Here is a 23,917-nt window from a genome sequence, read left to right on the forward strand (position 1 = left end):
CACAGTAACCGATTGGTCACCGCCGTAGCCGGGAAAGTTCCGGATCTTCGGGACGAGCATGACCTGGTGCCTATGGGGCCCATGGGGCACAATAGGCCGAGGAGAATCACACGGACGGCTCCTCTGCGGATACGAGGGCGTCGGGGAAGCGCACTCGTTCGTATCAGGAGGTTCGGTGTCCGCACGTGGCGTCTTGTACGTCCACTCCGCGCCCGCGGCGCTGTGCCCACACGTCGAGTGGGCGGTCGCGGGCGTAGTTGGCGTGCCTGTGAAACTCGACTGGGGCGACCAGCCCGCGGCTCCCGGTACCCACCGTGCCGAGCTGAACTGGCAGGGTGCCCCGGGCCTGTCGGGGGCGATCGCGTCGGCCCTGAACGGCTGGCAGCGGTTGCGCTTCGAGGTGACCGAAGAGGCGACTCCGGGGTGTGACGGCGCACGCTTCAGCTACACACCGACCCTCGGGATTTTCACCGCGGTGACGAGCGCGTCGGGTGAGGTCATGGTGTCGGAGGCGCGGTTACGCAACGCCATGGAGCGCGCCGCCGCCCACGATGCCGATCTCGTCGAGGAACTCGATCGCCTGACCGGCCGGGTCTGGGATGAGGAGTTGGAACCCTTCCGCTACGCCGGGGACGGTGCCCCCGTGCGCTGGCTGCACGCCGCCGGTTGAGGGCGGTCCGCGGCCCCCGCGTCCCGGCTATCGGCGGCTGCTGGTGGTCTCGTCCGGCCAGATAGCGGCGGCCACCAGGATGGCGGCCCAGATCCCGAGCGGAACCAGGGGCCAGAAGGGGAGTAGCGCGCCGCCCATGATGCTGGTGACGCCCCAGATTCCGGTCATGATGACGGCCCCGCCCAGCCACCAGCGCCACTCGTCCACCCAGTCGTGCCATGGAGACAGTGCGGAGTGGCCCGCGCCGGCCAGTTCACCCTCGGGCTCCTCCGCGGGTTCGGGGGGTAACGGCAGATCGGCCGTCAGGGCGCGCAGTTCGCCGAGGACGACCGCGTGCATAGCCTTGTCCAGCCGATGTTCGTATTCGGCCAGGTCGAGCCGGCCCTCGGTCAGGGCCGTCGCGAGCCGTTCGGCAGCGGCGTCGCGGTCGGCGTCCGAGGCGCGCATCTGGCTCTCCGGGACGCGATCGTCGTCCAACGCCCACCCCCCTGACGCACGATGCTGGGGATATTTACGATACGCCGCGCGCCACAGCGAGAAAAGGCACCCAAGCGGCAGAGTCGTGTGCCGGTGATGCGGTTCCGGGGCGGGACGGGCCGAGACAGGGATGGCCGCCGCGGTGCTCAGCGGCGGCGCTTGCGGTCCCTGCGTCTCGTTTTTCTCCTGCGCCTTTCCGTGTGCCGGTTCCTGCCCTTCTCTTCCAGGTCCGAGTCGAGGTCCGGGTCGTCATCGTCGCCGTGTGAGGGGAAGACGAGGTGGGCGAGGAGGACAGCGGCCCAGATCCCCAGCGGAATCGCCGGCCAGAAGTGGGTGAATTCCCCCTCGCTGATGCTGGTGACGCCCCAGATTCCGGTCATGATGACGGCCCCGCCCAGCCACCAGCGCCATTCGTCGAACCATTCGCGCCAGGGGGAGGGGGCGGAGTTCTCCGTGCCGACCTCGGCCAGGTCGACGGGGCCCTGTACCGGCCGCTGGGGCGTCGGCAGATCGGCGGTGAGCGGCTCCAGCTCGCCGTAGACGGTGGCGGACAGGGCGGTGTCGAGCCGACGTTCGTACTCGGCCAGGTCGAGCCGTCCGTCCGACAGCGCCGACGCCAGACGCTGGGCCACAGCGTCGCGATCGGCGTCGGACGCGCGCATCCCGCGGTGCGGCGTGATGTCGGAACCCATCGCCATTCCCCTCCGTCAGATCCACCGCTGCGCCACCGCCGAGGCTCACCGGCCCGGCGGTCGGCCGCGGGCACCTCCGGTGGACCCGGCGGTGCCCGGGTGACATCTTAGATGGCGTGGAATGCGAAGTTCATCCTCCCGAGGGCCGGATCACCCGTACAGCTTTCGTATGACGCGGCCGCCGCGGCCGGTTCATCGGCCTGTGGCCCCACGCGTGGCATACCACCGGGCGATGTCGCCCCCGACCGCCGGATCGGCCGCGCCGATCAGCCCGACGTGCTCGAAGCCCCCGCCGTAACCGAACGGCGTACCGTCCAGCCTGCGCAGATATCCGCCGGTCTCTTCGAGCAGGAGTTGGGGAGCGGCGACGTCCCAGTCACGCACCGGGACATCCTTGACGAACAGGTGCGCCGCTCCCTCGGCGATCCGGCACAGTTTCAGCGAGATGCTGCCGCACTCCAGGTACGCGGTGCAGCCGAAGTGCTCATAGATATCACGGGCGATTCCGTGCGGGGCGGGGGTGTTATCAGTGAGCACGCCCGCCCCCGGGGCGATGCCGGGGATGCGCGGCAGCGAGCGGCCGCGGGCGGCCGCGCCTCGTCCGCGCGCCGCCGTGTACAGTGCACCGTCCTCGGGGGCGTAGATCGCGGCCAGCAGGGGCCGACCGTCGTCAACCAACGCCGCCTGGGTGACGTAGCCGGGGTAGCCGTGCGCATAGCTGGCGGTTCCGTCGATCGGGTCGATCAACCAGTACCTCGCGGGGCGGTCACCGCGCAGCGAGTCCGGGTCCTCCTCGCTGAGCACCGGGATGTCGGCGGCGATCCCCCGGAGCCGCCTCCCCAAGGCGTCGTGGGCCCTCGCGTCCGCTTCGGCCTTGAACTGGCCCTCCTCCCAGACCCCCCGCGTCGCCTGCGCGTCGCCACGCCAGGTGCGGAGTAGCGCGCCCACCTCCACCACGGCCTGGACCATGCCGGTAAGCAGAGCGTTTGAGCGGGAACTGGACCGGCGGCCGTCGGCGGCGGCCAACCGCTGGTTCCGCTCGCTCATCTGGCGACCTGGGCGATCTGGGGGGCTGCGGCGACGGCGTCCGTAGCGGCCGGGGAGATGCCGTGGCCGGTGAACTCCGTCTCCTGCAGGAACTCGTCACTCCAGCGCCGCACCATCACCAGCCCTTCCACCCACTCGTCGGCCAGCCGCGGGCCGCCGCTTGTGGCCTGGCGCAGCAGTCCGGTGACCTCGTCGACGCCGGAGGCGATGGTCAGCGGCGCGGTGGAGGAGAAGCGCGGGTTGATTTCGAAGATCCGCGGCTCACCATCGCCGTCCAGGGCGAGCTGGACGTTGAACGGGCCGTCGGCGCGTAGCTCGCGCTGCACCGCGCGGCACACGTCGGCCACGCGTTCGTTGCGCCGGGTCACGGCGTACTTGGTGACCCCGCGCTTGAGGATCACCTCCTTGGCCACCACCGCCTGGACCTCGCCGTCGCGCCACACCACCACCGAGACGGTGTACTCGGGCCCGCCGATCCGCTCCTGGACGATGAGGTCGTTGGGAGGGTAGGGGCCGTCGGTCAGCAGCCCGAGCAGTTCGTCGCGCGACGTGCACACGGTCACGCCGCGGCTGCCCCGGCCGGCGCGCGGCTTGACCACGAGCGGCGGCTCCAGCGACCCGTCCCACTCGGAGGCCAGGCAGGTCGCGGGGACGCTGATGCCGGCCGCCGCGAGCCGCCGCATCAGCACGTATTTGTCCAGGCACGTGGTGACGAAGCCGGGCCTGGGCAGGAGCACCGCGACGTCGTCGAAGGCGAGTTCGGCGACGGGGACCAGCTCCTCGTCGACCAGCGGGACGATCGCGATGGCTCCTTCGTCGTGGCAGATGCGGCGGATCTGCGGGAGGTAGGCGTCGTTGGATCCAGAGGGGACAAGATAGCCCCGATCAGCGAGGTAGAGCCCCGGAGCGGCCGGGTCGATGTCGGTGGCGATGACGCGGAAGCCCTGGCGGCGCAGGTGCAGGATCGTTCCGGAGGTCTGGGCGGATCCGGCGGTGGTCACCACGACGGTCGGCTGATCGGGGAGCTGTTCAGCGGGCACCGATGGACCTTTCCACTCGAAGATGGAGTTGCACGGCGATCGGCTCGGGTCAGCGAGGCGTGTCGGCGGGCCCGGACGGGACAGTCGATCGATCGTTAGTACATTTCGAGCGTATGCCTCTGACCAGCGCTTCACCTGAGAGTGGCCGGATTCGGTTCCTGAGGCAACCGCGGGGGACCGTCGCGCGTGGCGCGCCGGTCGTGTCCATGACCGTCAGGCGGGGCGGAAATAAAGCTCGGGCGTACCCCGCACGGGCAGGAGCCGTGTCCCCGGATTCTGTCCTCTGTCGCAATTCCGCGTCCGATCGGCCCCGCTTCACGCTGCGTTCAGGTGAATTCGGGTATCCATCCGCGGCGTAGCGCAACCCCTCTTCCCCTGACCGTTATCGGCCAGGGGAAGACGTTTTATGGTCAACCAATCCGCAGTTTCAGAACTTTCCGAAACGCTCGGTAAGGAACGATTCCAACTCGTCGGCGTCCCCGTAGCGGTGCGCGTCGATCCCCAGGCGCTTCGCGGCGAGGACGTTCTCCTCGCGGTCGTCGACGAAGACGGTCTCGTGGGGCGTGACGCCGAGCTCCGTGAGCACGTGGGAGTAAATGTCCGGGTCCGGTTTGCGGATCCCCAGGTCACAGCTGAAGAACAGGGCATCGAATTGGGTCAGGACCGGGGAGTGGCGCAGTGCTCCGGCGATGTCGGCGGGGGCGTTGGACAGCAGCGCGAGCCGCACGCCCCGGTCGGCGAGCCGGTCCACCAGACCGGCGCTCCGCTCGGTGACGTGCAGCCAGGAGGAGACGTCGGTCGCCCACAGCTCCTGCCGCCGGGCCCCGTCCCAGTCGGCTCCGAGGCGCAGGGAGATGCGGTCCCAGTACTCCGTCGAGGTGAGGCCGCCGTCGTAGTCGGGGCGCTCGTCCCAGTAGGCGGTCCAGAAGTCCCGGGGGTCGACCCCTGCGATCCGCTCCATCCGGTCCCGTGCTTCGGGCAGCTGCGGCCGGGAGATCACCTCGCCGTAGTCGAAGACCGCCGTCGTAGGGAAGGAGGAGGACGAGGAAGGCGGAGTGACGCCCCGGTTGATCGCCATGTGAATTCACACCCCGTTCATGTTCGAATGCGGCTGCTTCGAACAGAGGCTATGTGCGAATCGGAGGGGCGTCGAGCCCGGGACAGCGTCGGAGCCGCCGACGGGCGACTCCGACGGACCTGTTGAGCGACCGCGCGGGGCTCCCGCGGGACATCCCGCGCGCGGTCGGTCACTTCTGCTCGTAGAGCGCCGTGAGGATGCCGCGGCCGAGCGTGTGGAAGAAGAGGTTGAACCCGAGGAACGCCGGGCTCGCCGAGTCGTCGATCCCCAGCGTCTCCACGTCCAGGGCGTGCACCGCGAACATGTAGCGGTGCGGCCCGTGGCCGGGCGGCGGTGCGGCACCGATGTAGCGCTTGCTCCCAGCGTCATTGCGGAGGGTGACGGCCCCGGCGGGCAGCCCGGCGGCCTCGTCGCCGCCCGCTCCCGCCGGAAGCTCGGTCACCGACGCCGGGATGTCGCAGACCGCCCAGTGCCAGAACCCGCTGGCCGTGGGCGCGTCAGGGTCGAAGCAGGTGACGGCGAAGCTCTGCGTCCCCTCGGGGAATCCCCTCCACGACAGCTGCGGGGAGATGTCCTCCCCGCCCGCACCCATGAGCCCACTGACCTGAGCCATCGGCAGGGTCTGGCCCTCACTGACGTCCTGACTGGTAACAGTGAACGACGCGACGTCCGGAAGGAAGTCGTAGGGAGATGGCGGCTGTGCCACGTTGCGCCTCCTGAAGTCATCGGAGTCACGGGAGCGGGTCCGCCCCCGTACGTCCACGATTATCGTGCCGTGTGTCGGCCCGCGCGGCGGGCCACGCCCGGCACGCTATGCGGTGTCGACCACCCTGAACACCTCGGCCAGCCGCCCTTTGGGCAGGCCGCCCTCGGCCGCGTTCTCGGCGAGCCAGCCGCGCATGGCGGTGTCGAGCTCGGTGAAGTCGCGGATCTGGCTGGTGTGCGAGGCGAGCGCGGCCATACGCCGGTCGACGACGTCGGTGATGTCGGAGTAGTGATCGGGGGAGGGGCCGTGGGCCAGCCACACCTCCGCCACCTTCCAGGTGCCCAGCCCCTCGTCGGCGAGCAGCTCGGGGTGGGCGTGGGGGTTGCGGGCGTCGGGGTAGACGGCGTTGATCGCCGCCTCGCCGACTGCCAAATGGTCGGGGTGGCTCGGCGCGATGGCCGACCAGTCGCGATCCGGGCTCGGAATCAGCATGCGCTGCGGCCGGACCTGCCGGATGACGCGGGTGATGTCGCGGCGAAGCTCGAAGGACGGGGTGATGCGCCCGTCGGGGTAGCCGAGAAACCGGACGTCGTACACGTTCAGGATCTCCGCCGCCTTGCGCTGTTCGTTGCGGCGCAGCTCGGCCATGTGCACGCCGTCCAGGGAGCGTTCGTCACCTCCCGCGTCGCCGTCGGTGACGATCAGGTAGGTGACCTGAACCCCCGCGTCGGTCCACAGTGCGATCGTTCCGGCGCATCCGAAGTCCACATCGTCGGGGTGGGCCATGATCACCAGAGCCCGTTCGACGTCGTTGTCGTGCAGCATCGGCGATTCCTCCTTGCTGCGATCCTCGTTCGGAGCCGCGGAGCGGGGGAACCCCCGTGTGCCGGGGGGCATCGACGGCTGGCACCATTTTCCCACCATGACCTGAGCCACCAGTGGGCACAGGATGTGACCTGGACACGGGGCCGGGGCCAGCCCCCGAGCCGAACGGTGGGAACCGGCGCGGGGCCGGCGCCTGCCCGCCGCGATCCTCAGGCCACGGAACATCATGGGATGGGCCGCCCGATCACCAGGGTCACGGCCGGGACGCGCACTGTTTACCGCGCTGTGGGGGATAGGCCGGACAGAGTTGGGCATATCGGGTGCCTGGGGCTGCAGAGTCAGGAGTCACAGCCCCGATGTCCCCCAACCGAGAGGCAGACCAAGAGAAATGCGCGACTGGCAGCGCCGCGTAGTGGCGGCCGTATCCGTCGGCATGCTGGCCCTGACGGCGACCCCGGCCGCCGCGGGCACCGAGAGTTCCCCCGATGCCGCGGGTTCCCTGGCGGCGTCCGCGGGGGCGGTCGTGGCGGGCGAGTCGATCTCCTTCGACTACGCCACCGCCGAACCGCACGACACCAACTGGATCGGGCTCTACGACGCGGACGGCGGCGGCCCGGTCGACGAGGAGTACGTCGCCCCCTCCCTCGACTGGCAGTACACCCCCGGCACGGAGGGAACCGCGGAATTCGCCACCTCCTCCCTGGAGCCGGGCGCCTACACCGCGTTCTACCTGGCCCGGGACGGGTACGGCTGGCTGGCCGAGCCCGTGGACTTCCAGGTCCACTCCGACGGTGAGGTCTCCTTCCCCGTCGACGAGGCCACCCTGCGCAACGCCCGTGTGGGCGACCCGTACGAGGCGCGGCTGGGCGGACTGGTCGCCGACGGCGGTTCCGGCACGGTGTTCCGCCGGGTCGACGGCGGCGACTGGCTCGACGTCGCCGAGGACGGCACGATCAGCGGGACACCCGACAGGGCCGGCGGCGACGCCCGGGTGACCGTGGAGGCGACCGGCGCCAACGGCTCCACGGACCGCCTGATCGCCGTCATCCCCGTCCGCGACCGCGACCAGCCGCTCGTCAGCGAGCTGAGCGTGCTGACCTACAACACCTGGCACGGCGGTACGCAGGTGAACGGCTACCACGACAAGCAGGTCCGCTTCCTGCTGGAGAGCGGCGCCGACATCGTGGGCCTCCAGGAGACGGAGGGGCGGCACGCGGCGCGCCTGGCGCGGGCCCTGGGCTGGTACCACTGGCAGAGCTCCGGCAGCCTGGGCATCATCAGCCGCTACCCCATCGTGGAGGACTACGGGAAGGTGAACGCCTCGGCCGGCGTGCGGGTCGAGCTCGACGGTGAGGAGTCCCAGGTCAACGTGTGGAACGCGCACCTGGGCTACACGCCCTACGGCCCCTACGACGCCTGCTTCGACAAGATGGGCGTGGACGAGATCCTCGCGCGCGAGGCGAAGTCGGGACGCACCCGGCAGATCACCGACACCCTGGAGGCGATGTCCGGCCAGGTGGAGGCGGCCGACGACGTGCCGGTCCTGCTCATGGGCGACTTCAACGCGCCCTCGCACTTGGACTGGACCGAGGAGCTGCGGGAGAAGAATTGCGGCTACGCCGATGTGCCGTGGCCGACCTCCGTGCGGCCCACCGAAGCCGGGCTTACCGACACCTACCGCGCGGCCAACCCCGACCCGGTCGCCACGCCGGGCACGACCTGGTCGCCTCTGTATCCGTTCCACGACGGCTCGACCGGTCGCGAGGAGCCGCAGGACCGGATCGATTTCATCTACCAGGCGGGTAGCACTCTGCGCGTACGGGACTCGCGCGAGGTGGTCGTGGGCGAACCGCGCGCGGTACCGGACCACGCGGACAACGAATGGACCAGCGACCACGCCGCCGTCCTGACCCGGTTCTCGGTGTCCGGCTGAGCGTTTCGGAATCCTGTTCCGGTTCATCGCGAAGAATGTGGGGCGTTGGAGACGTGGGTGTTTCCGTATAGCGCCGAACGACAAAGGCGCCCTATGCGGGGCTTTCTATAGTCGACTTTCCCCTTTTCTGCGGGTACCGGGCGGTGAACGACACGGGGTCGGAGATGTTCTCCGACCCCGTGCTGTGTGGCTGGTAGGCGGGGGAACCATACCTGGGCTTGCCGAGGGAAACGCGCGGAATCTCCCGTGCACTCGGATCTTGCGGCCGCTGAAAGAGCGAAAATCGCTTCTGGTGCTCTGCTGGAATACGGGTCACGGGCGGGTCGGGGCCACGTCGTGTCCGACCATGGGCGGTGCACCGGCCTCGGCGAGGGAACTGGAGGAAAGTGCCCGAGTGCGTGGTGTGGCCGCGTTAGTGCCGTTTGCGCAGTACGGTTCGATGTGCCCGCCGTCAACTCCTAATATTCTTAGTATATTTGTGGCGGGAGTGCGGCCGCGTGTGATCCTCCTTTCCGACGGGGTGGCCGTCGGATCTCCGTGAGTTTCGACGTCCCCGGCCACTTCGCGACGAACCGGTGGATTCCCCCTACATTGCGGCATTGAACAGCTTCGACGGATATCTGGCGCTCTACCGTCGAACACATCCGCGAAGCGGTAGAGATCTGCGGGGACGTCTCGATCGTGTAATTCCAGGCCCGCGACCGTTCCTCGGGCGCTATGGTGCCTAAGGTACAAACATTAGGCCAGCGTCGTCGCACCGGTCGCCTGACCGAGGGACGCAGATCAGGGTCGGCCGCTTCCCCACGGCCTGGCCCAGCCCATAGTGCCCAATCCATCGCCCGGGAAAGTAATTTCTTCGATGCGCAAGATCCTTATCGTCGGTGCCGGTCAATCGGGCCTTCACCTCGCCCACGGTCTGCTCAGCCACGGGTACGACGTCACGGTGATCACGGGCCAGACCTCCACCGAGATCCGTACAGGCCGACCGGCGGTCACACAGCTCACCTATCCCACCGTCTTGGAGTACGAACGCGAGCTCAACATCGACTTCTGGAGCGCGCAGGCGCCGCATATCGAGATGGCCAAGCTGCACGCCTATCCGGCTCCGGGCCCGGCTGCTCTCACGGTCACTGGTGGCTTCGGAGGAGACGCGTACACGGTATCGGTCGACCGACGAGTGAAGATGGCCGACTGGCTGGAGTACTTCGAGGACAGCGGGGGCAAGGTCGTCATCCACGGCGTTACCCTCAGCGACCTCGACTACTTCTCGCGGATGTTCGACCTCGTCGTGGTCGCCGTCGGCCACGGCGAACTGGGTGCGCTGTTCGAGCCCGACCCGAACCGATTCAGCGGTGCCCGGCCGCGCATGCTCGTCCAGGCCAACATCTACAACGTGGCCAACGATCCCGGCTTTCCCGAGTCCATCGGTTGGATCGGTTCGGCGGCCAAGGCGGGTAACATCTGGCTCTTCCCGATCCTCACCGCGGAGGGTCCCTGCCACTCCTTGTTCATCGGTGACAAGCTCGCCGGCCCTATCGGCGCCTGGATCGACAAGCCCACCCCCGACGAGCTGTGGCGGCGGATGGTGGAGTTGCTCCGCCGCAACACCCCCGAGTACTACGAGCGGGTGCAGGACGCCGAGCTGGTCGACGACAACAGCACGCTCATCAAGACTCTCACCCCGCAGGTGCGAAAGGCGGTGGCTCAACTTCCCTCAGGCGGCCACGTTCTGGGTATCGCTGACGTCGTGATCACGTCCGATCCCTTTGCCGGACAGGGGTGGAACAACTCCACCCGCTGCGCGAAGAGCTACCTGCAGAGCATCCTGGAGCACGGCGATCGTCCCTTCGACGCCGAGTTCCTCAACAGCATGTTCGAGAGGTTCTGGAAGTACGGTTACGACGCCGAGCTGTGGGCCGAGACCGTGTCCTCCTACTGGGAGAGCGAACCCCCGGAGTTCTTCAACGAGGTCCTCGGCGCCGCGGCGATGTACCGGGAAGCTGGCGATCGCTGGATCCAGGGCTGGAACAACCCGTCCAGCTACCGCGAATGGCTTTATGACCCCGAAGGCGCGCGCGCTTACCTGGCCGAACTTTCGGCCCGGCACGAATCCTAAAATTCTCTGTCGATTATATGTGTTCGCAGGTCGCGGCCTGGATGCTTTCCACGAAGCATCCAGGCCGCTTCGTCTCTCGTGCAACATGCGTCACACTGGGACCGTAATCCCAGGTTTCCGCGATCATCTCCCGTGACCTAAATGAATTTGCGTATTGCCGTGCTTATGCACGGGAGTTACGATCATTGGGATGTCGTCGCCCAAGAGATTTATGTTGCGTCCTGTGCTGCCCGTAGTTTATGGTGATGTTCTTTTTGTTCCTAGCCGTGTCTCTCCGACCCCTACCCCTGGGCGCCGTTTCCCGAGGAGCCACGTTCACCAGCGGATTCCGGGATGCGCTGTCCAGATGTGGAGATCCGGCCGGTTCTCCACGCCGATTCGCGCGGCATGCAAGCGTCGTGCTGCCGGATCGGATCCCGGCCCGCGCATGACACAGGGGTCGCGCGCGAGAGCATGGACGTTCCACAGAGGGACACTGCTGTTTCCCTTTTCGTAGGAAAGCAGACACAACGGAGCGCCATTGTTCACAGCTAGCGACTCGTGTCGAAAACGGGCGTAATGCGCATGCTCCCGTGCCGACGGTGGGTCGGGTCGGTGGTTGTCAACAGCAAAGGGGGGAGAGGATCGACGTGGGTCTGGACGTTTCTCAACCGGGTAGGGCGGACTTCGGGGATAGGACCGGTCGTGAGGTGGCGGTCATCGGCGTCGCCTGCAGGTTCCCGGGCGCGCCTGATCCGGGGGAGTTCTGGCGGATGCTCGATGAGGGGCGGCACGCCATTCGCGAGATCCCCGCCGACCGCGCCACCCACGGCAGGCCACCGGTCCGCTGGGGCGGTTACCTGGAGCGGGTCGACGGCTTCGATGCCGGATTCTTCCACATCGCCCCGCACGAGGCCGCCGCTATGGACCCCCAGCAGCGCCTCATGCTGGAGCTGGGCTGGGAAGCCCTGGAGGACGCCGGAATCGTCCCCGCGTCCCTGCGTGACAGCGACACCGGCGTGTTCACCGGGGCCTTCGCCGACGACTACGCCACCCTCCTGCACCGCGAGGGCGACGAGGCCATCACCCGCCACACCGCCACGGGCCTGCACCGCGGCATCATCGCCAACCGCCTCTCCTACACCCTCGGTCTGCGTGGACCCAGCATGACCGTCGACGCCGGACAGGCGTCCGGCCTCGTCGCCGTCGACATGGCGGTCGACAGCCTGGTCCGGGGCACATCCGATGTGGCCATCGCGGGCGCGGTCAGCCTGATCCTCGCGCCCGAGAGCGGCGTCACCACCTGGAAATTCGGGGCGCTGTCCCCCGATGGCCGCTGCTACACGTTCGACTCTCGTGCCAACGGCTACGTCCGCGGCGAAGGCGGGGGCGCCGTCGTCCTCAAGCCGCTCGACCGCGCCCTCGCCGACGGCGATCCCATCTACTGCGTGATCCGCGGCAGCGCCGTCAACAACGACGGCGCCACCGACGCCCTGAGCGTGCCCAGCGCCGCGGCCCAGGCCGAGGTCGTCCGCCGCGCCTGCGTCCAGGCGGGCACCGACCCCGCCGACGTGCAATACGTGGAACTCCACGGGACCGGCACGCCGGTGGGCGACCCCGTGGAAGCCGCCGCCCTGGGCGACGCCTACGGTTCCGCTCGCGCCTCGGGCACGTCGCTGCCGGTCGGCTCGGTCAAGACCAACATCGGGCACCTGGAGGGCGCGGCGGGGATCGCCGGACTGATCAAGACCGTGCTGAGTATCCACCGCCGTCGGCTTCCCGCCAGCCTCAACTTCAGCACGCCCAATCCGCGTATTCCCCTGGACGACCTGAACCTGCGCGTGCAGACAGCCACGGGCCCGTGGCCGCGCCCCGGCCACCCCTTGGTCGCGGGGGTGAGCTCGTTCGGAATGGGCGGGACCAACTGCCACGTGCTGCTCGCCGAGCCGCCGCACCTCCCCGCCCCGACCGCGCGGGTCCCGGCCCGTCCACCGATCGGCGCGCCCGTGCCCTGGGTGGTGTCCGGCTTCACCGCAGAGGCGCTGCGCGACCAGGCCGCGCGGCTACGCGACCACGTCGAGCGCCACCCGGACACCGAGGTGGGCCAGGTGGCCCGCGCGTTGGCCACCACCCGTACGGCGTTCCGCCACCGGGCGGCCGTGGTCGCCGCGGACCGCGACGAATTCCTGCGCGGGCTGGAAGCGCTGGCCGCCGAGGAACCGGCGCCCGGTGTGGTGCGCGGCACCGCGACCCCCGAACCCAAGGTCGGGGTCGTGTTCACCGGGTCCACCACCCGCGGCCCGCGGGTGAGCCCCGAGCTGAGCGCCGCGTTCCCCGTCTTCGCCCGCGCCCTCGACGGCACCTGCCGGGCACTCGGTTCCCGCCTGGGCTCATCGGTGCGCGCCGTGCTCGACGGTGATGCCGCTCCCGACCGCGAGAACATCCAGCCGGCCCTGTTCGCCCTGGACGTCGCACTGTTCCGGCAGTTCGAGGAGTGGGGCGTGGCTCCCGGCTTCGTAACCGGCGCGGGCCTTGGCGAGATCACGGCTGCGCACGTCGCCGGGGTGCTGGACCTGGCCGACGCCGCCCTCCTGGTGGCCGCCCGCGGCCGCCTCGCCAGTGCGCCGGAAAACGCGGCCTCCGCCATGAGTCGCGACATGAAAGACTTCGCGCGGCGCGCCTCCCGGTGCGCGTCGTGGCCGCCGCGCGTCCCGCTGGTGTCCGCTCAAGTGGGCGGTCTTGTCACCGACGTGGTGCGTTCCAGTGACTACTGGCTGGACCATGCCCGGGAAGCCCGTCGCGATGGTGTCGACACCTCCCGCGCCCTACGCTGCCTGCACGAGCTGGGGGCTACCGTCGTCCTGGCCCTCGGAGGTAGTGGCACACCCGCGCCGATTCGCGACGGCGCGCCTCCCGGCCCCATCGTCGACGCGAGGGCGAGCGGCACGGACCGCAGCGCACCCGCCGACGTGATGGCCGCCCTCGCCGAACTGCACGCCACCGGCGTCGCGATCGATTGGGACCGAATCCTCCCGGCCGACAGCGGACCATCGGAGCGCCCCCGCCCCCGCCTGAGCCTTCCCACCTACGCCTTCCAGCGCAGCCGCCACTGGCTGCCCCGGCACTCGGACGAGCGGGCCGTCGCCCCCGCACCACCCCCAGCCGCCGCCATCCCCCAACCGGATGCTTCCGAGACCGCGCCAGCGGCGCCCACCCCCGCTGAGGAGGCGCACTATCGCGGCGCCCTTGATCTCGTCAGGTCGACGGCCGCCGACCTGCTGGGGCACTCCGGCCCCGAGGACGTCGACCCCGACCTCACCTTCACCGACCTCGGCTTCGACTCCTTCGACTCCGTCGACCTCGGGGAACGCCTGCAGGACGTCACCGGGCTGTCCCTGCCCGACACCCTGACCTTCGACCATCCCACCCCGGCCCACCTCGCCCGCTACCTGGCCTGTCAGGTGCCCGCGCTCGGCGAACCGGACACGGTCCCCGCTCCCGCGCCGGCACCCGAAACCGAACCGGCCGGTCCCACCCTCACATCTGCCGCGGACCGCCCCGCCGCCGAGGCCGAACCCCACGACGATCCCGAGCCCATCGCGATCGTGGGCATGGCGTGCCGCTATCCCGGAGGGGTCAGCAGTCCAGAGGACCTGTGGCGAGTGGTCTCCACGGGGGCGGACGGCATCTGCCCCTTCCCCGAGGATCGCGGATGGGACCTTTCGCGACTCTTCGGCGGCGGCCCCGACACGTCGGGCCGCAGCGCCGTCCGCGAAGGGGGATTCCTGCACGGGGCGACCGAGTTCGACGCCGGGTTCTTCGGTATCAGCCCCCGCGAGGCCCTGGCCATGGACCCGCAACAGCGCATGCTGCTGGAAACCTCCTGGGAAGCGCTCGAACGCGCTGGAATCGACCCCGTTGCCCTGAGGGGCAGCCGAACCGGCGTGTTCGTCGGCGCCATGTCGCCCGACTACGGTCCGCGGATGCACGAGGCTCCGCGCGACGTCGAAGGACTCATGCTCACCGGTGGAACGGGCAGCGTGCTCTCCGGCCGGATCGCCTACACCCTCGACCTGGAAGGGCCCGCCGTCACCGTCGACACCGCCTGCTCGTCGTCGCTGGTGGCCCTGCACCTCGCCGTCCGTGACCTGCGCAGCGGCTCCTGCGACCTCGCGCTGGCCGGGGGCGCCACGGTCATGTCCGGCCCCGGCATGTTCACCGAGTTCAGCCGCCAGCAGGGCCTGGCTTCCGACGCGCGGTGCAAGGCCTTCGCCGCCGCGGCCGACGGCACGGCCTGGGCCGAAGGGGTCGGTGTTCTGCTCCTCGAACCCCTCTCCCAGGCCCGGCGCCGGGGCCACCGCGTTCTCGCGCTCATTCGCGGTAGCGCCATCAACCAGGATGGTGCTTCGAACGGGTTGACCGCACCCAGCGGTCCCGCTCAGGAGCGCGTCATCCGCGAGGCGCTGGCCGACGCCCGGCTGACCCCCGCGGACGTCGACGCGGTCGAGGCCCACGGGACGGGGACCCGGCTGGGTGATCCCATCGAGGCCAACGCGCTGATCGCGACCTACGGCCGGGAACATTCTGCTGAGGCTCCGGTCTGGTTGGGCTCCCTCAAGTCCAACATCGGCCACACCCAGGCCGCGGCCGGTGTTGGCGGCGTGATCAAGATGGTCATGGCGATGCGCGACGGTACGCTGCCGCCCACCCTGCACGTCGACGCACCAACCCCCCACGTCGACTGGTCGGCGGGCGGCATCTCGCTGCTCACCTCGCATGTCTCCTGGGACGCCCCCGGCCGCCCGCGTCGCGCGGCCGTCTCGTCGTTCGGTATCAGCGGCACCAACGCCCACATGGTGCTGGAACACGCGGACGCCGAAGAGGAAACCACCCGCACCGTGCCGGAGGCGGGCGCTGGGGACACCGTGCGGCCGTGGGTGGTGTCGGGGAAGAGCGGCGGGGCTCTGGGTGCCCAGGCGCGGAGGCTGCGCGAGGCCCTTGACGCCGAGCCGCGGATTGCGACCGCTGATGGTGCCTGGTCGCTGGCGACGACCCGCGCCACCTTCGAGCACCGTGCTGTGGTGCTGGCTTCCGACCGCGACGGGCTCGCCAGCGGGCTGGAGGCGATCGCTGATGACCGGTCGGCACCGGGTGTGGTCCGGCGCCGCGCCCCTATCGGTCCGGCCGACCGGCCCGTGTTGGTGTTCCCCGGACAGGGGGCGCAGTGGTCGGGCATGGGCGTGGAGCTGCTGGAGTCCTCGGCGGTGTTCCGCGAGCGGATGGAGGCGTGCGCGGCGGCGCTGGAGCCGTTCACCGGCTGGTCGCTGTTTGACGCGCTGCGCGACGCCCCGGGTGGGCCACCGCGGGACCGTGTGGATGTGGTGCAGCCGATGCTGTGGGCGATGATGGTCGCGCTCGCCCGTACCTGGGAGTGGTTGGGTGTGCGTCCTGCGGCGGTGGTCGGCCATTCCCAGGGGGAGATCGCCGCGGCGTGTGTGGCCGGGGCGCTGACCCTGGAGGATGCCGCCAAGGTTGTCGCGCTGCGCAGCCGGGCGGTGCGTGCCTTGGCGGGGACCGGTGGGATGGTTTCGCTGGCGCTGTCGGAGGACGCCGCCGCTCGCCTCGTGGAGGAGTGGCCGGGCCGCCTGCACATCGCTACCATCAACGGCCCGTCGTCCACGGTCGCTGCGGGCGATCCCGCCGCCGTCTACGACCTGCTGGAGCGGTGCGCCAGCGAGGGGATCCAAGCCCACCGCATCGGCGTCGACTACGCCTCCCATACTCCAGCGGTCGAGGCGGCACGTGGCGAGATCGCCGACGCCTTGGCAGGGCTCACCCCCGCTGAACCCGTCGTTCCCTTCTTCTCCACGCTGCTCGGTGGCCCGTTGGGCGGCGCCCCCCTCGACGCGGACTACTGGTACCGGGCGCTGCGCAACCCCGTCCGGTTCGGCCCGGCCGTGCGCGCCATGGTCGACGCCGGGTACGGCCTGTTCATCGAGGCCAGCCCGCACCCCGTGCTGACCGGCGCGGTCGAGGACACCCTTGCCGAGGCCGACGCGCCCGGCGCGGCGGTGGGCTCCCTGCGCCGCGGCGAGGGCGGGTGGGATCGGTTCCTGGCCTCGGCCGCCGATGCCTATGTGCACGGCGCTCCCGTCGACTGGACCCCGGCCGTCCCCGGAAGCGGCGCCCACCCCGTCGACCTGCCGACCTACCCCTTCCAGCGCGAGCGGTACTGGCTGCCGTCCGCCACCGGCGCCCCCGACGCCGCGTCCCTCGGTGTCGACTCCCTGGACCACCCCCTGCTGGGTGCCGCCGTGGACCTCGCCGACGACGGTACGGTGCTCACCGCCGGACTGTCACCGCACGCCGCCCCCTGGCTCGCCGACCACACGGTGTGCGGCACATCGCTGTTCCCCGGCAGCGGCTTCGCCGAGCTCGCCCTGCAGACCGGCGACCGGGTCGGCCACCGCCGAATACGCGAACTGGTGATGGTCGCCCCGCTTCCGCTCGCGAGCGACGCCCCCGTCCGGCTCCGCATCACCGTGGAGCGGCCCGGTGCCGATGGGCAGCGCCCGTTCACCATGCATTCCCGCGCTAGCGGCGACGGCCCCTGGACCCGCCACGCCACGGGTGTCCTGAGCGCCGGTGAGCCGCATCCCGAACCCCTGTCCGGCGCCTGGCCACCCCGGGACGCCGCGCCCGTCGACCTCGATGACGCCTATGCACGCCTGGCGGAGCGCGGCTACCACTACGGCACCGCGTTCCGCGGACTGCGGGCGGCCTGGCGCAGCGGCGCCGACCTCTACGCCGACGTCGCCCTGCCTCCGGAGACAGTGGGCAATCCCGAGGACTACGGCCTGCACCCGGCGCTGCTGGACGCCGCGCTGCACGCCGTCCTTCTCGACGCGCCCGTCGAGCGGGGCCTGCTGGTCCCGTTCCGCTGGAGCGACCTGGGGCTGCACGCCGTCGGCGCGCGGGAGCTGCGGGTCCGGCTGCGCCGCACCGGACCGGATACCGTGGCCCTGCACGCCGCCGACCCCGCCGGGTTGCCGGTCCTCACCGCCGACCTGGAGCTGCGGGAAGCCCCCTCCCACTGGCTCTCCTCCCTGGGCCGCCCGGCCGACTCCCTCTACCACCTCGACTGGGACCCCATGGCCGTCCCTCAGGAGGCGGACATCGAGGGGGTGGCGGCCCTCGGCGGCACCGCACCGCTCCCGGGAGCGCGCGCCGAAGCGTACCCCGACCCCACCGCGCTGGCGGAGGCCATCGGCCACGGCACGCCCGCGCCGACGCTCGCCCTGGCCGCGTGCCCTGCCCCGCCGGACGTCGCCGCCGACGGCTCCGCGGATCCCGCCCGCGCGACGCACGCGGTCGCCCACTGGGCGCGGCGCACCGTCCAGCAGTGGCTGGCCGACCCCCGACTCGCCGACACCACCCTGGCCGTCATCACGCGCGGCGGCGTGACGGCAGCACCCGGGGACGTCTGTGACCCCGCGCAGTCGGCGGTGTGGGGGCTCGTCGCGTCGGCCCAGTCGGAGCACCCGGGCCGGTTCGTGTTGGTCGACCTGGACGACGATCCCCGCTCCCCGGCCGCCCTGTCCGCGCTCCTGCGGGGCGGGGAGCCACGGATGGCGGTCCGCCGCGGTACCGGCCGGGTCCCAAGGCTCGCGCGGCTCCCCGCCACCGCGCCCGCACTCCCCGCCACCCCCGGATGGAGGTTGGAAGCCACCGGTACGGGCACGGTCGACGGCCTGGTGCCCGTCAGCGTTCCCGAGACACCTCTCGGTCCCACCGATGTACGCGTGGCCGTGCGTGCGGCCGGGCTCGACTTCCGCGACGTGCTCATCGCCTTGGGCATGTACCCCGGCGGCGGCACCATTGGCTGCGAGGGGGCCGGGGTCGTCACCGAGGTCGGTGCTGACGTCACCGGGCTGCGTCCGGGAGACCGTGTCATGGGGCTCCTCGACGGTGCGTTCGGGCCCACCGCGGTAACCGATCACCGCCGTCTGGCCCCCGTCCCCGACACATGGCCCGACACCCAGGCCGCCGCCGTGCCCGTCGCCTACCTCACCGCCTACCACGGGCTGGTCGAAGTCGGCGCGCTCACCAAGGGCGAGACGGTGCTCATCCACGCGGCCACCGGCGGCGTCGGTACCGCCGCCGTCCAGCTCGCCCGCTACGTGGGGGCCGAGGTGTTCGCCACCGCCCACCCCTCCAAGTGGCCGACCCTGCGCGCTATGGGCCTCGACGACGACCACATCGCGTCGTCCCGCACACCGGAGTTCGAGGAGCGGTTCCGCGCCGTCACAGCGGGCCGCGGCGTCGACGTCGTCCTCAACGCGCTCGCCGGAGACCTCACCGACGCGTCACTGCGCCTGCTCGCCCCCGGCGGCCGATTCGTCGAGATGGGCCGCACCGACGTGCGCGACCCCGCTGAGGTGGCGGCCGCCCATCCCGAGGCCGCCTACTATCCGATCGACCTGCTCCAGCTGCCCCCCGACCACATCCAAACACTCCTGGGCACCCTGTCGGAGCTGTTCGTCGCGGCGCCACTGGGCCGCCCGCCGCTCTCCGTGTGGGATCTACGCCGCGCCCCCGAGGCGTTCGCTCACCTCAGGCGGGCCGAGCACATCGGTAAGATCGTGCTGACCGTGCCCCGGTCCCCCGACCCGCGGGGCACCACCCTCATCACAGGGGGCACGGGAACTCTCGGGGCTCTCGTCGCCCGACACCTGGTCACCGCCCACGGGGCACGGCACCTGCTGCTCGTTGGGCGACGCGGCCCCGACGCCCCGGGCGTCGAGGAGCTGCGCGCCGAGCTGACCGCCCTCGGTGCCACCGTCACCCTGGCCGCCTGCGACGTCGCCGACCGCTCCGGCCTGGCCGAGGTGCTCGACGCCATCCCCGACGACCACCCCCTGACGACGGTGGTGCACGCCGCGGGCGTGCTGGACGACGCCCCGACCGAGTCCATGACCGCCGAGGCGCTCGACCGGACGCTGCGGGCCAAGGCCGACGGCGCGTGGAACCTGCACGAACTCACCAAAAACCGTGATCTCGCGGCCTTCGTGCTGTTCTCTTCCGCCCTCGGCGTGCTGGGCAGCCCGGGCCAGGGCGCCTACGCCGCGGCCAACACCACCCTGGACGCGCTCGCCCGGCACCGGCACGCCCTGGGCCTGCCCGCCGTGTCCCTGTCGTGGGGACTGTGGGATCAGTCCAGCGGCATGACCGGCCACCTCGGTGACATCGACCGCGCCCGCCTCGCCCGGCTGGGGCTGGCGGCCATGTCCACCGAGCGCGGCCTGGCCCTGCTCGATGCTGCCCTGTCGTTCGGCCACCCGCACCTGGTCCCCGCCGATCTCGACACCACATCTCCGCTCTCGGCGGCCGAACCGCCGCCCCCGCCGCTGCGCGGCCTGCTCGGGCTCCCGGACCGCCCGGCCGCCCACACCGCGCCCGCCTCCCGGGCACCGTGGGCGGAGGCCGTCTCCCAGGCGGAACGGGAGCGCCTCCTACTCGACCTCGTCCGCACGGAGGCCGCTGCCGTCTTGGGGCACACCGGAACCGACGGCATCCCGCCGCACCGGCCGTTCTCCGAGGTGGGGTTCGACTCCCTCACCTCCGTGGAACTGCGCAACCGCCTCACCGCCGCTACCGGTGTCCGAGCCCCCGCCAGCCTGCTGTTCGACCACCCCACGCCCAGTGCTCTGAGCTCGTGGCTCAGCGCCCGACTGCACCCCGAGGAAAACGATGCCCCTGAGCCGCCGACCGTGTCGGACACGGCCACGGACGAGGCCCGCAAGGCCCTGGAGGAGATCCCGCCTGCCATCCTGCGCGCGAGCGGGCTGCTGGACGCGCTACTGGACCTTGCCCGTGTCCCCGCTGATCCGTCCGACAACGCTGTCCCCCGCCCGCGCAACAGCGACGACCCGATCGACGGAATGGCGGCCGAGGATCTCGTGAACCTCGCCTTGGACGACCACCGCGACCGCACCGGCCCTGCCGGCCACGGAGGCTGACACGGAGATGGACAACACGACGCTGGTCGAGGCGCTGCGATCCGCCCTCAAGGAGAACGAACGGCTGCGTGACCAGAACCGCCGCTTGGTGCACCGTGCCGGGGAGCCGGTGGCGGTGGTTGGTGTCGGATGCCGTTTTCCGGGGGGCGTGACCTCCGGGGAGGGCCTGTGGGGTGTGGTGTCGGAAGGTGTGGACGCGCTCGGAGGGTTCCCTGCCGATCGCGGGTGGGATCTTGAAGGGCTGTTCAGTCAGGATCCGGATTCTGCGGGGACGTCCTACGTTCGTGAAGGGGGGTTCATCGCCGATGCCGGATGCTTCGACGCGGAGTTCTTCGGGGTGAGTCCGCGTGAGGCGGTGGCGATGGATCCGCAGCAGCGGTTGTTGTTGGAGACGTCGTGGGAGGCGGTGGAGTCCGGGGGGATCGATCCTCTGTCGTTGCGGGGGTCGGGGACGGGGGTGTTCGTGGGTGTGGTCGCCCAGGACTACGGCCCCCGGGTCGCCGATGCGCCGCCTGGGCTAGACGACCTGACACTCACCGGTGGTATGGCGGGGGTCGCTTCCGGCCGCGTCGCCTACAACCTCGGCCTGGAAGGGCCCGCCGTCACCGTCGACACCGCCTGTTCGTCGTCGCTGGTGGCGTTGCATCTGGCGGTGCGTTCGCTGCGGACGGGAGAGTGCTCACTCGCACTGGCCGGAGGCGCCACGGTGATGGCCACTCCAGGGATGTACATCCAGTTCAGCCGTCAGCGGGGGTTGGCTCGTGATGGCCGATGCAAGGCCTTCGCCGCAGCCGCGGATGGCACAGGGTGGTCCGAGGGTGCGGGCGTGCTGCTGCTGGAGCGGCTGTCCGATGCCCGGGCCAAGGGGCATCGGATCATGGGGGTGGTGCGCGGCACTGCCATCAATCAGGATGGTGCTTCGAATGGGTTGACCGCGCCGAGTGGTCCGGCGCAGGAGCGCGTCATTCGTGAGGCGCTGGCCGATGCCCGGCTGGGGCCCGCCGATGTTGACGCGGTCGAGGCGCATGGCACGGGTACCCGTCTGGGTGACCCCATCGAGGCCAACGCGTTGCTGGCGACCTACGGACGTGGGCACACCGCGGAGGCTCCGCTCTGGTTGGGCTCCCTCAAATCCAACATCGGCCACGCGGTTGCAGCAGCGGGTGTCGGTGGCGTGATCAAGATGCTGATGGCGTTGCGGCACGGGACGCTCCCGCCGACATTGCACGTGGACACACCGACCCCGGAGGTGGACTGGGCGTCCGGAACGGTCCAACTGCTGACTGAGGCCCGCGTATGGGATCGCGACGGCCGTCCCCGCCGGGCCGGGGTCTCCTCCTTCGGCATCAGCGGTACCAACGCGCACGTCATCATCGAGGAAGCGCCCGCCGACGACACACGGACCACGGTCACCGTCTGCTCTCCACCTACCTCCGCCCCGCGCACCCTCGCCTGGCCCATCTCCGGTCACAGCGAGGCGGCACTGCGTGCCCAGGCTCAGCGGCTGCGTGACTGCGTCCCCGAGGACGCGGACATCGCGGACATCGCAAATATCGGGTGGTCGCTGGCGGCGGGTCGAGCCCACCTGGAACACCGCGGAGTCGTGGTCGGCTCGGGGCGCGAGGATCTGCTGCGCGGTCTTGACGAACTCTCCAGCGGAACCCCTGGCATCGCGTCCCTGCAAGGTCGGGCCGTTCGCGGTACCGCCACGACCGCCTACCTGTTCGCTGGTCAGGGGGCACAGCGCGTAGGCATGGGGCGGGGGTTGTATCGGGCGTGGCCGACGTTCGCGGAGGCGTTCGACGAGGTGTGTGCGGGGTTCGATGGGTTGTTGGGGCGGCCGTTGCGTGAGGTGGTGTTCGCTGAGTCGGGGTCGGCGGATGCGGGGCTACTCGATCTGACCGAGTACACGCAGCCGGCGTTGTTCGCGGTGGAGACGGCTCTGTTCCGGTTGCTGGAGTCGTTTGGAGTGCGGCCTGACCTCCTGCTGGGGCATTCGGTGGGGGAGCTTGCGGCGGTCCATGCGGCGGGGGGACTGCCATTGGCCGATGCGTGCGCGCTGGTAGCCACGCGAGGCCGGTTGATGGGCCGTGTCGGGCGCGGGGCGATGGTGGCGGTCGGCGCGCCGGAGGAGCAGGTAGCGGAGTCGTTGCCGGAGGGGGTTGTGGTGGCGGCGGTGAACGGTCCGTCATCAGTGGTGGTCTCGGGGGATGAGCGTGGCGTCGATGAGGTCGAGAGGACGTGGCGCGGTCGAGGGGCGCGGGTGCGTCGGTTGCGTGTGGCCTGCGGGTTCCACTCACCGTGCGTCGATGAGGTGCTGGACGAGCTGGCTGAGGCAGCGGAGGCTGTCGCGTGGGGCGAGTTGGGTGTGGGTGTGGTGTCGGGGGTTTCAGGACGGTTGTTGTCCGCGGGAGAGGTGGGTGACGCGGAGTATTGGGTGCGTCAGGCGCGTGAAGCGGTGCGATTCGGCGACGGTGTGAGGTGGCTGCTGGGCGAGGGGGTCACCACCTTCATCGAACTCGGACCGGGAAGTGAACTGTCCGGGCTCGCCGCGGAGACGGTCGCGAGCCACGAAGGGCCGAACACCCCCGCGTTGATCACGCTCATGAATTCGGATCGCCCCGAACCGGAACAGTGGGTGTGGGCATTGGCCGACGTGTATGCGTCGGGCGTGGATGTCGACTGGGCCCCGCTGTTCCCAGGGGCACGGCGGACGGATCTGCCGACCTATGCATTTCAACGCCGCCACTACTGGCTCGACGCGACTGGTACCACGGCGAACCGTGCCACCGATAGCGCACCGGCCCCGGTCCCCAAGGCCCCCGACTTCGCCGCCCTCGGACCCGCCGAACGCGAACGGGAGCTTCTGGCGACCGTTCGCGCGGTCACCGCAGCCGTTCTCGGCCACACCGACACCGCCGAGATCGACGACCACCGGGGATTCCTCCAAGCGGGAGGCGACTCCCTGAGCGCGGTGCGCCTCCGCGACCGCCTCCGGGCGGCCACCGGGCTGGACCTGCCGACCACCGTCGCATTCGACTATCCCACTCCCCACGAACTCGCCCGCCACCTCGCCGACCGATTCGCCCAGGACGAAGGCGGATCCGTGCTCCGCGAGGTCGAGCGCATCGAGGCTGCTCTGGCCACCTATGCCCTGCCCGAGACCATCCGCTCCACCGCCATGACGCGCCTGCGCACGCTACTGGACCGGCTCGGTGACAGTGCCCCCGTCCATGGCCCGCACACCGTCGACGCCGTCAACGACCTCCGTGACGCTTCCGACGAGGAACTCCTCGCCTACATCGACAAGGAATTCGGGATCTCCTGACCGTCCA

Annotated in this window: 12 protein-coding genes; 5 read left to right on the top strand and 7 right to left on the bottom strand. The window is 70.5% G+C overall.

Annotated features, from left to right (window positions below; all coding sequences use genetic code 11):
* Positions 1-175: 175 nt before the first annotated feature.
* Positions 176-670: a DUF3145 domain-containing protein gene (locus ABD259_RS17285; protein WP_344102392.1), complete on the top strand. Its 495-nt coding sequence runs from the start codon at positions 176-178 to the stop codon at positions 668-670.
* Between the two features lie 27 nt (positions 671-697).
* Here ABD259_RS17285 and ABD259_RS17290 read toward each other — a convergent pair whose 3' ends face one another.
* The 7 genes from ABD259_RS17290 to ABD259_RS17320 form a co-directional block, all read right to left on the bottom strand.
* Positions 698-1,117 carry a DUF1707 SHOCT-like domain-containing protein gene (locus ABD259_RS17290; RefSeq protein ID WP_344102660.1) on the bottom strand — a complete coding sequence of 140 codons (420 nt, stop codon included), beginning with the start codon at positions 1,115-1,117 and terminating at the stop codon, positions 698-700.
* Between the two features lie 176 nt (positions 1,118-1,293).
* Positions 1,294-1,845 carry a DUF1707 SHOCT-like domain-containing protein gene (locus ABD259_RS17295; protein WP_344163897.1) on the bottom strand — a complete coding sequence of 184 codons (552 nt, stop codon included), beginning with the start codon at positions 1,843-1,845 and terminating at the stop codon, positions 1,294-1,296.
* Positions 1,846-2,031: 186 nt separating this feature from the next.
* Complete coding sequence (locus ABD259_RS17300) at positions 2,032-2,808, bottom strand: 3'(2'),5'-bisphosphate nucleotidase CysQ family protein (RefSeq protein ID WP_344163994.1); 777 nt, start codon at positions 2,806-2,808, stop codon at positions 2,032-2,034.
* 74 nt (positions 2,809-2,882) lie between these two features.
* Positions 2,883-3,890 (bottom strand): ATP-grasp domain-containing protein, encoded by a 1,008-nt coding sequence (locus ABD259_RS17305; protein ID WP_344102655.1) that lies wholly within the window; start codon positions 3,888-3,890, stop codon positions 2,883-2,885.
* 463 nt (positions 3,891-4,353) lie between these two features.
* Positions 4,354-5,004 (bottom strand): HAD family hydrolase, encoded by a 651-nt coding sequence (locus tag ABD259_RS17310; RefSeq protein ID WP_344102388.1) that lies wholly within the window; start codon positions 5,002-5,004, stop codon positions 4,354-4,356.
* A 169-nt stretch (positions 5,005-5,173) separates the two neighbouring features.
* Positions 5,174-5,710: a YbhB/YbcL family Raf kinase inhibitor-like protein gene (locus tag ABD259_RS17315; protein ID WP_344102386.1), complete on the bottom strand. Its 537-nt coding sequence runs from the start codon at positions 5,708-5,710 to the stop codon at positions 5,174-5,176.
* 105 nt (positions 5,711-5,815) lie between these two features.
* A complete protein-coding gene (locus ABD259_RS17320) occupies positions 5,816-6,535 on the bottom strand; it encodes a PIG-L deacetylase family protein (protein WP_344102384.1) in 720 nt (239 codons plus the stop codon).
* A gap of 388 nt (positions 6,536-6,923) precedes the next feature.
* On the opposite strand from ABD259_RS17320, the gene ABD259_RS17325 reads away from it, so the two are divergent.
* The 4 genes from ABD259_RS17325 (at position 6,924) to ABD259_RS17340 (ending at position 23,910) form a co-directional block, all read left to right on the top strand.
* Positions 6,924-8,468: an endonuclease/exonuclease/phosphatase family protein gene (locus ABD259_RS17325; protein ID WP_344102382.1), complete on the top strand. Its 1,545-nt coding sequence runs from the start codon at positions 6,924-6,926 to the stop codon at positions 8,466-8,468.
* Between the two features lie 859 nt (positions 8,469-9,327).
* Positions 9,328-10,584 carry a styrene monooxygenase/indole monooxygenase family protein gene (locus tag ABD259_RS17330; protein WP_344102380.1) on the top strand — a complete coding sequence of 419 codons (1,257 nt, stop codon included), beginning with the start codon at positions 9,328-9,330 and terminating at the stop codon, positions 10,582-10,584.
* Between the two features lie 689 nt (positions 10,585-11,273).
* A complete protein-coding gene (locus ABD259_RS17335; RefSeq protein ID WP_344163900.1) occupies positions 11,274-20,582 on the top strand; it encodes a type I polyketide synthase in 9,309 nt (3,102 codons plus the stop codon).
* Between the two features lie 7 nt (positions 20,583-20,589).
* Complete coding sequence (locus tag ABD259_RS17340) at positions 20,590-23,910, top strand: type I polyketide synthase (RefSeq protein WP_344102376.1); 3,321 nt, start codon at positions 20,590-20,592, stop codon at positions 23,908-23,910.
* Positions 23,911-23,917 lie beyond the last annotated feature (7 nt).

Origin of the sequence: Nocardiopsis rhodophaea (assembly GCF_039530945.1) — a bacterium.
Lineage (GTDB): Bacteria > Actinomycetota > Actinomycetes > Streptosporangiales > Streptosporangiaceae > Nocardiopsis_C > Nocardiopsis_C rhodophaea.

What these genes read in the sequence shown, in the direction of transcription:
- ABD259_RS17290 (WP_344102660.1), bottom strand. Translation starts at nt 1,117, where the DNA reads ATGCGCGCCTCGGACGCCGACCGCGACGCCGCTGCCGAACGGCTCGCG.
- ABD259_RS17295 (WP_344163897.1), bottom strand. Translation starts at nt 1,845, where the DNA reads ATGGCGATGGGTTCCGACATCACGCCGCACCGCGGGATGCGCGCGTCC.
- ABD259_RS17300 (WP_344163994.1), bottom strand. Translation starts at nt 2,808, where the DNA reads ATGGTCCAGGCCGTGGTGGAGGTGGGCGCGCTACTCCGCACCTGGCGT.
- ABD259_RS17310 (WP_344102388.1), bottom strand. Translation starts at nt 5,004, where the DNA reads ATGGCGATCAACCGGGGCGTCACTCCGCCTTCCTCGTCCTCCTCCTTC.
- ABD259_RS17320 (WP_344102384.1), bottom strand. Translation starts at nt 6,535, where the DNA reads ATGCTGCACGACAACGACGTCGAACGGGCTCTGGTGATCATGGCCCAC.
- ABD259_RS17325 (WP_344102382.1), top strand. Translation starts at nt 6,924, where the DNA reads ATGCGCGACTGGCAGCGCCGCGTAGTGGCGGCCGTATCCGTCGGCATG.
- ABD259_RS17330 (WP_344102380.1), top strand. Translation starts at nt 9,328, where the DNA reads ATGCGCAAGATCCTTATCGTCGGTGCCGGTCAATCGGGCCTTCACCTC.
- ABD259_RS17340 (WP_344102376.1), top strand. Translation starts at nt 20,590, where the DNA reads ATGGACAACACGACGCTGGTCGAGGCGCTGCGATCCGCCCTCAAGGAG.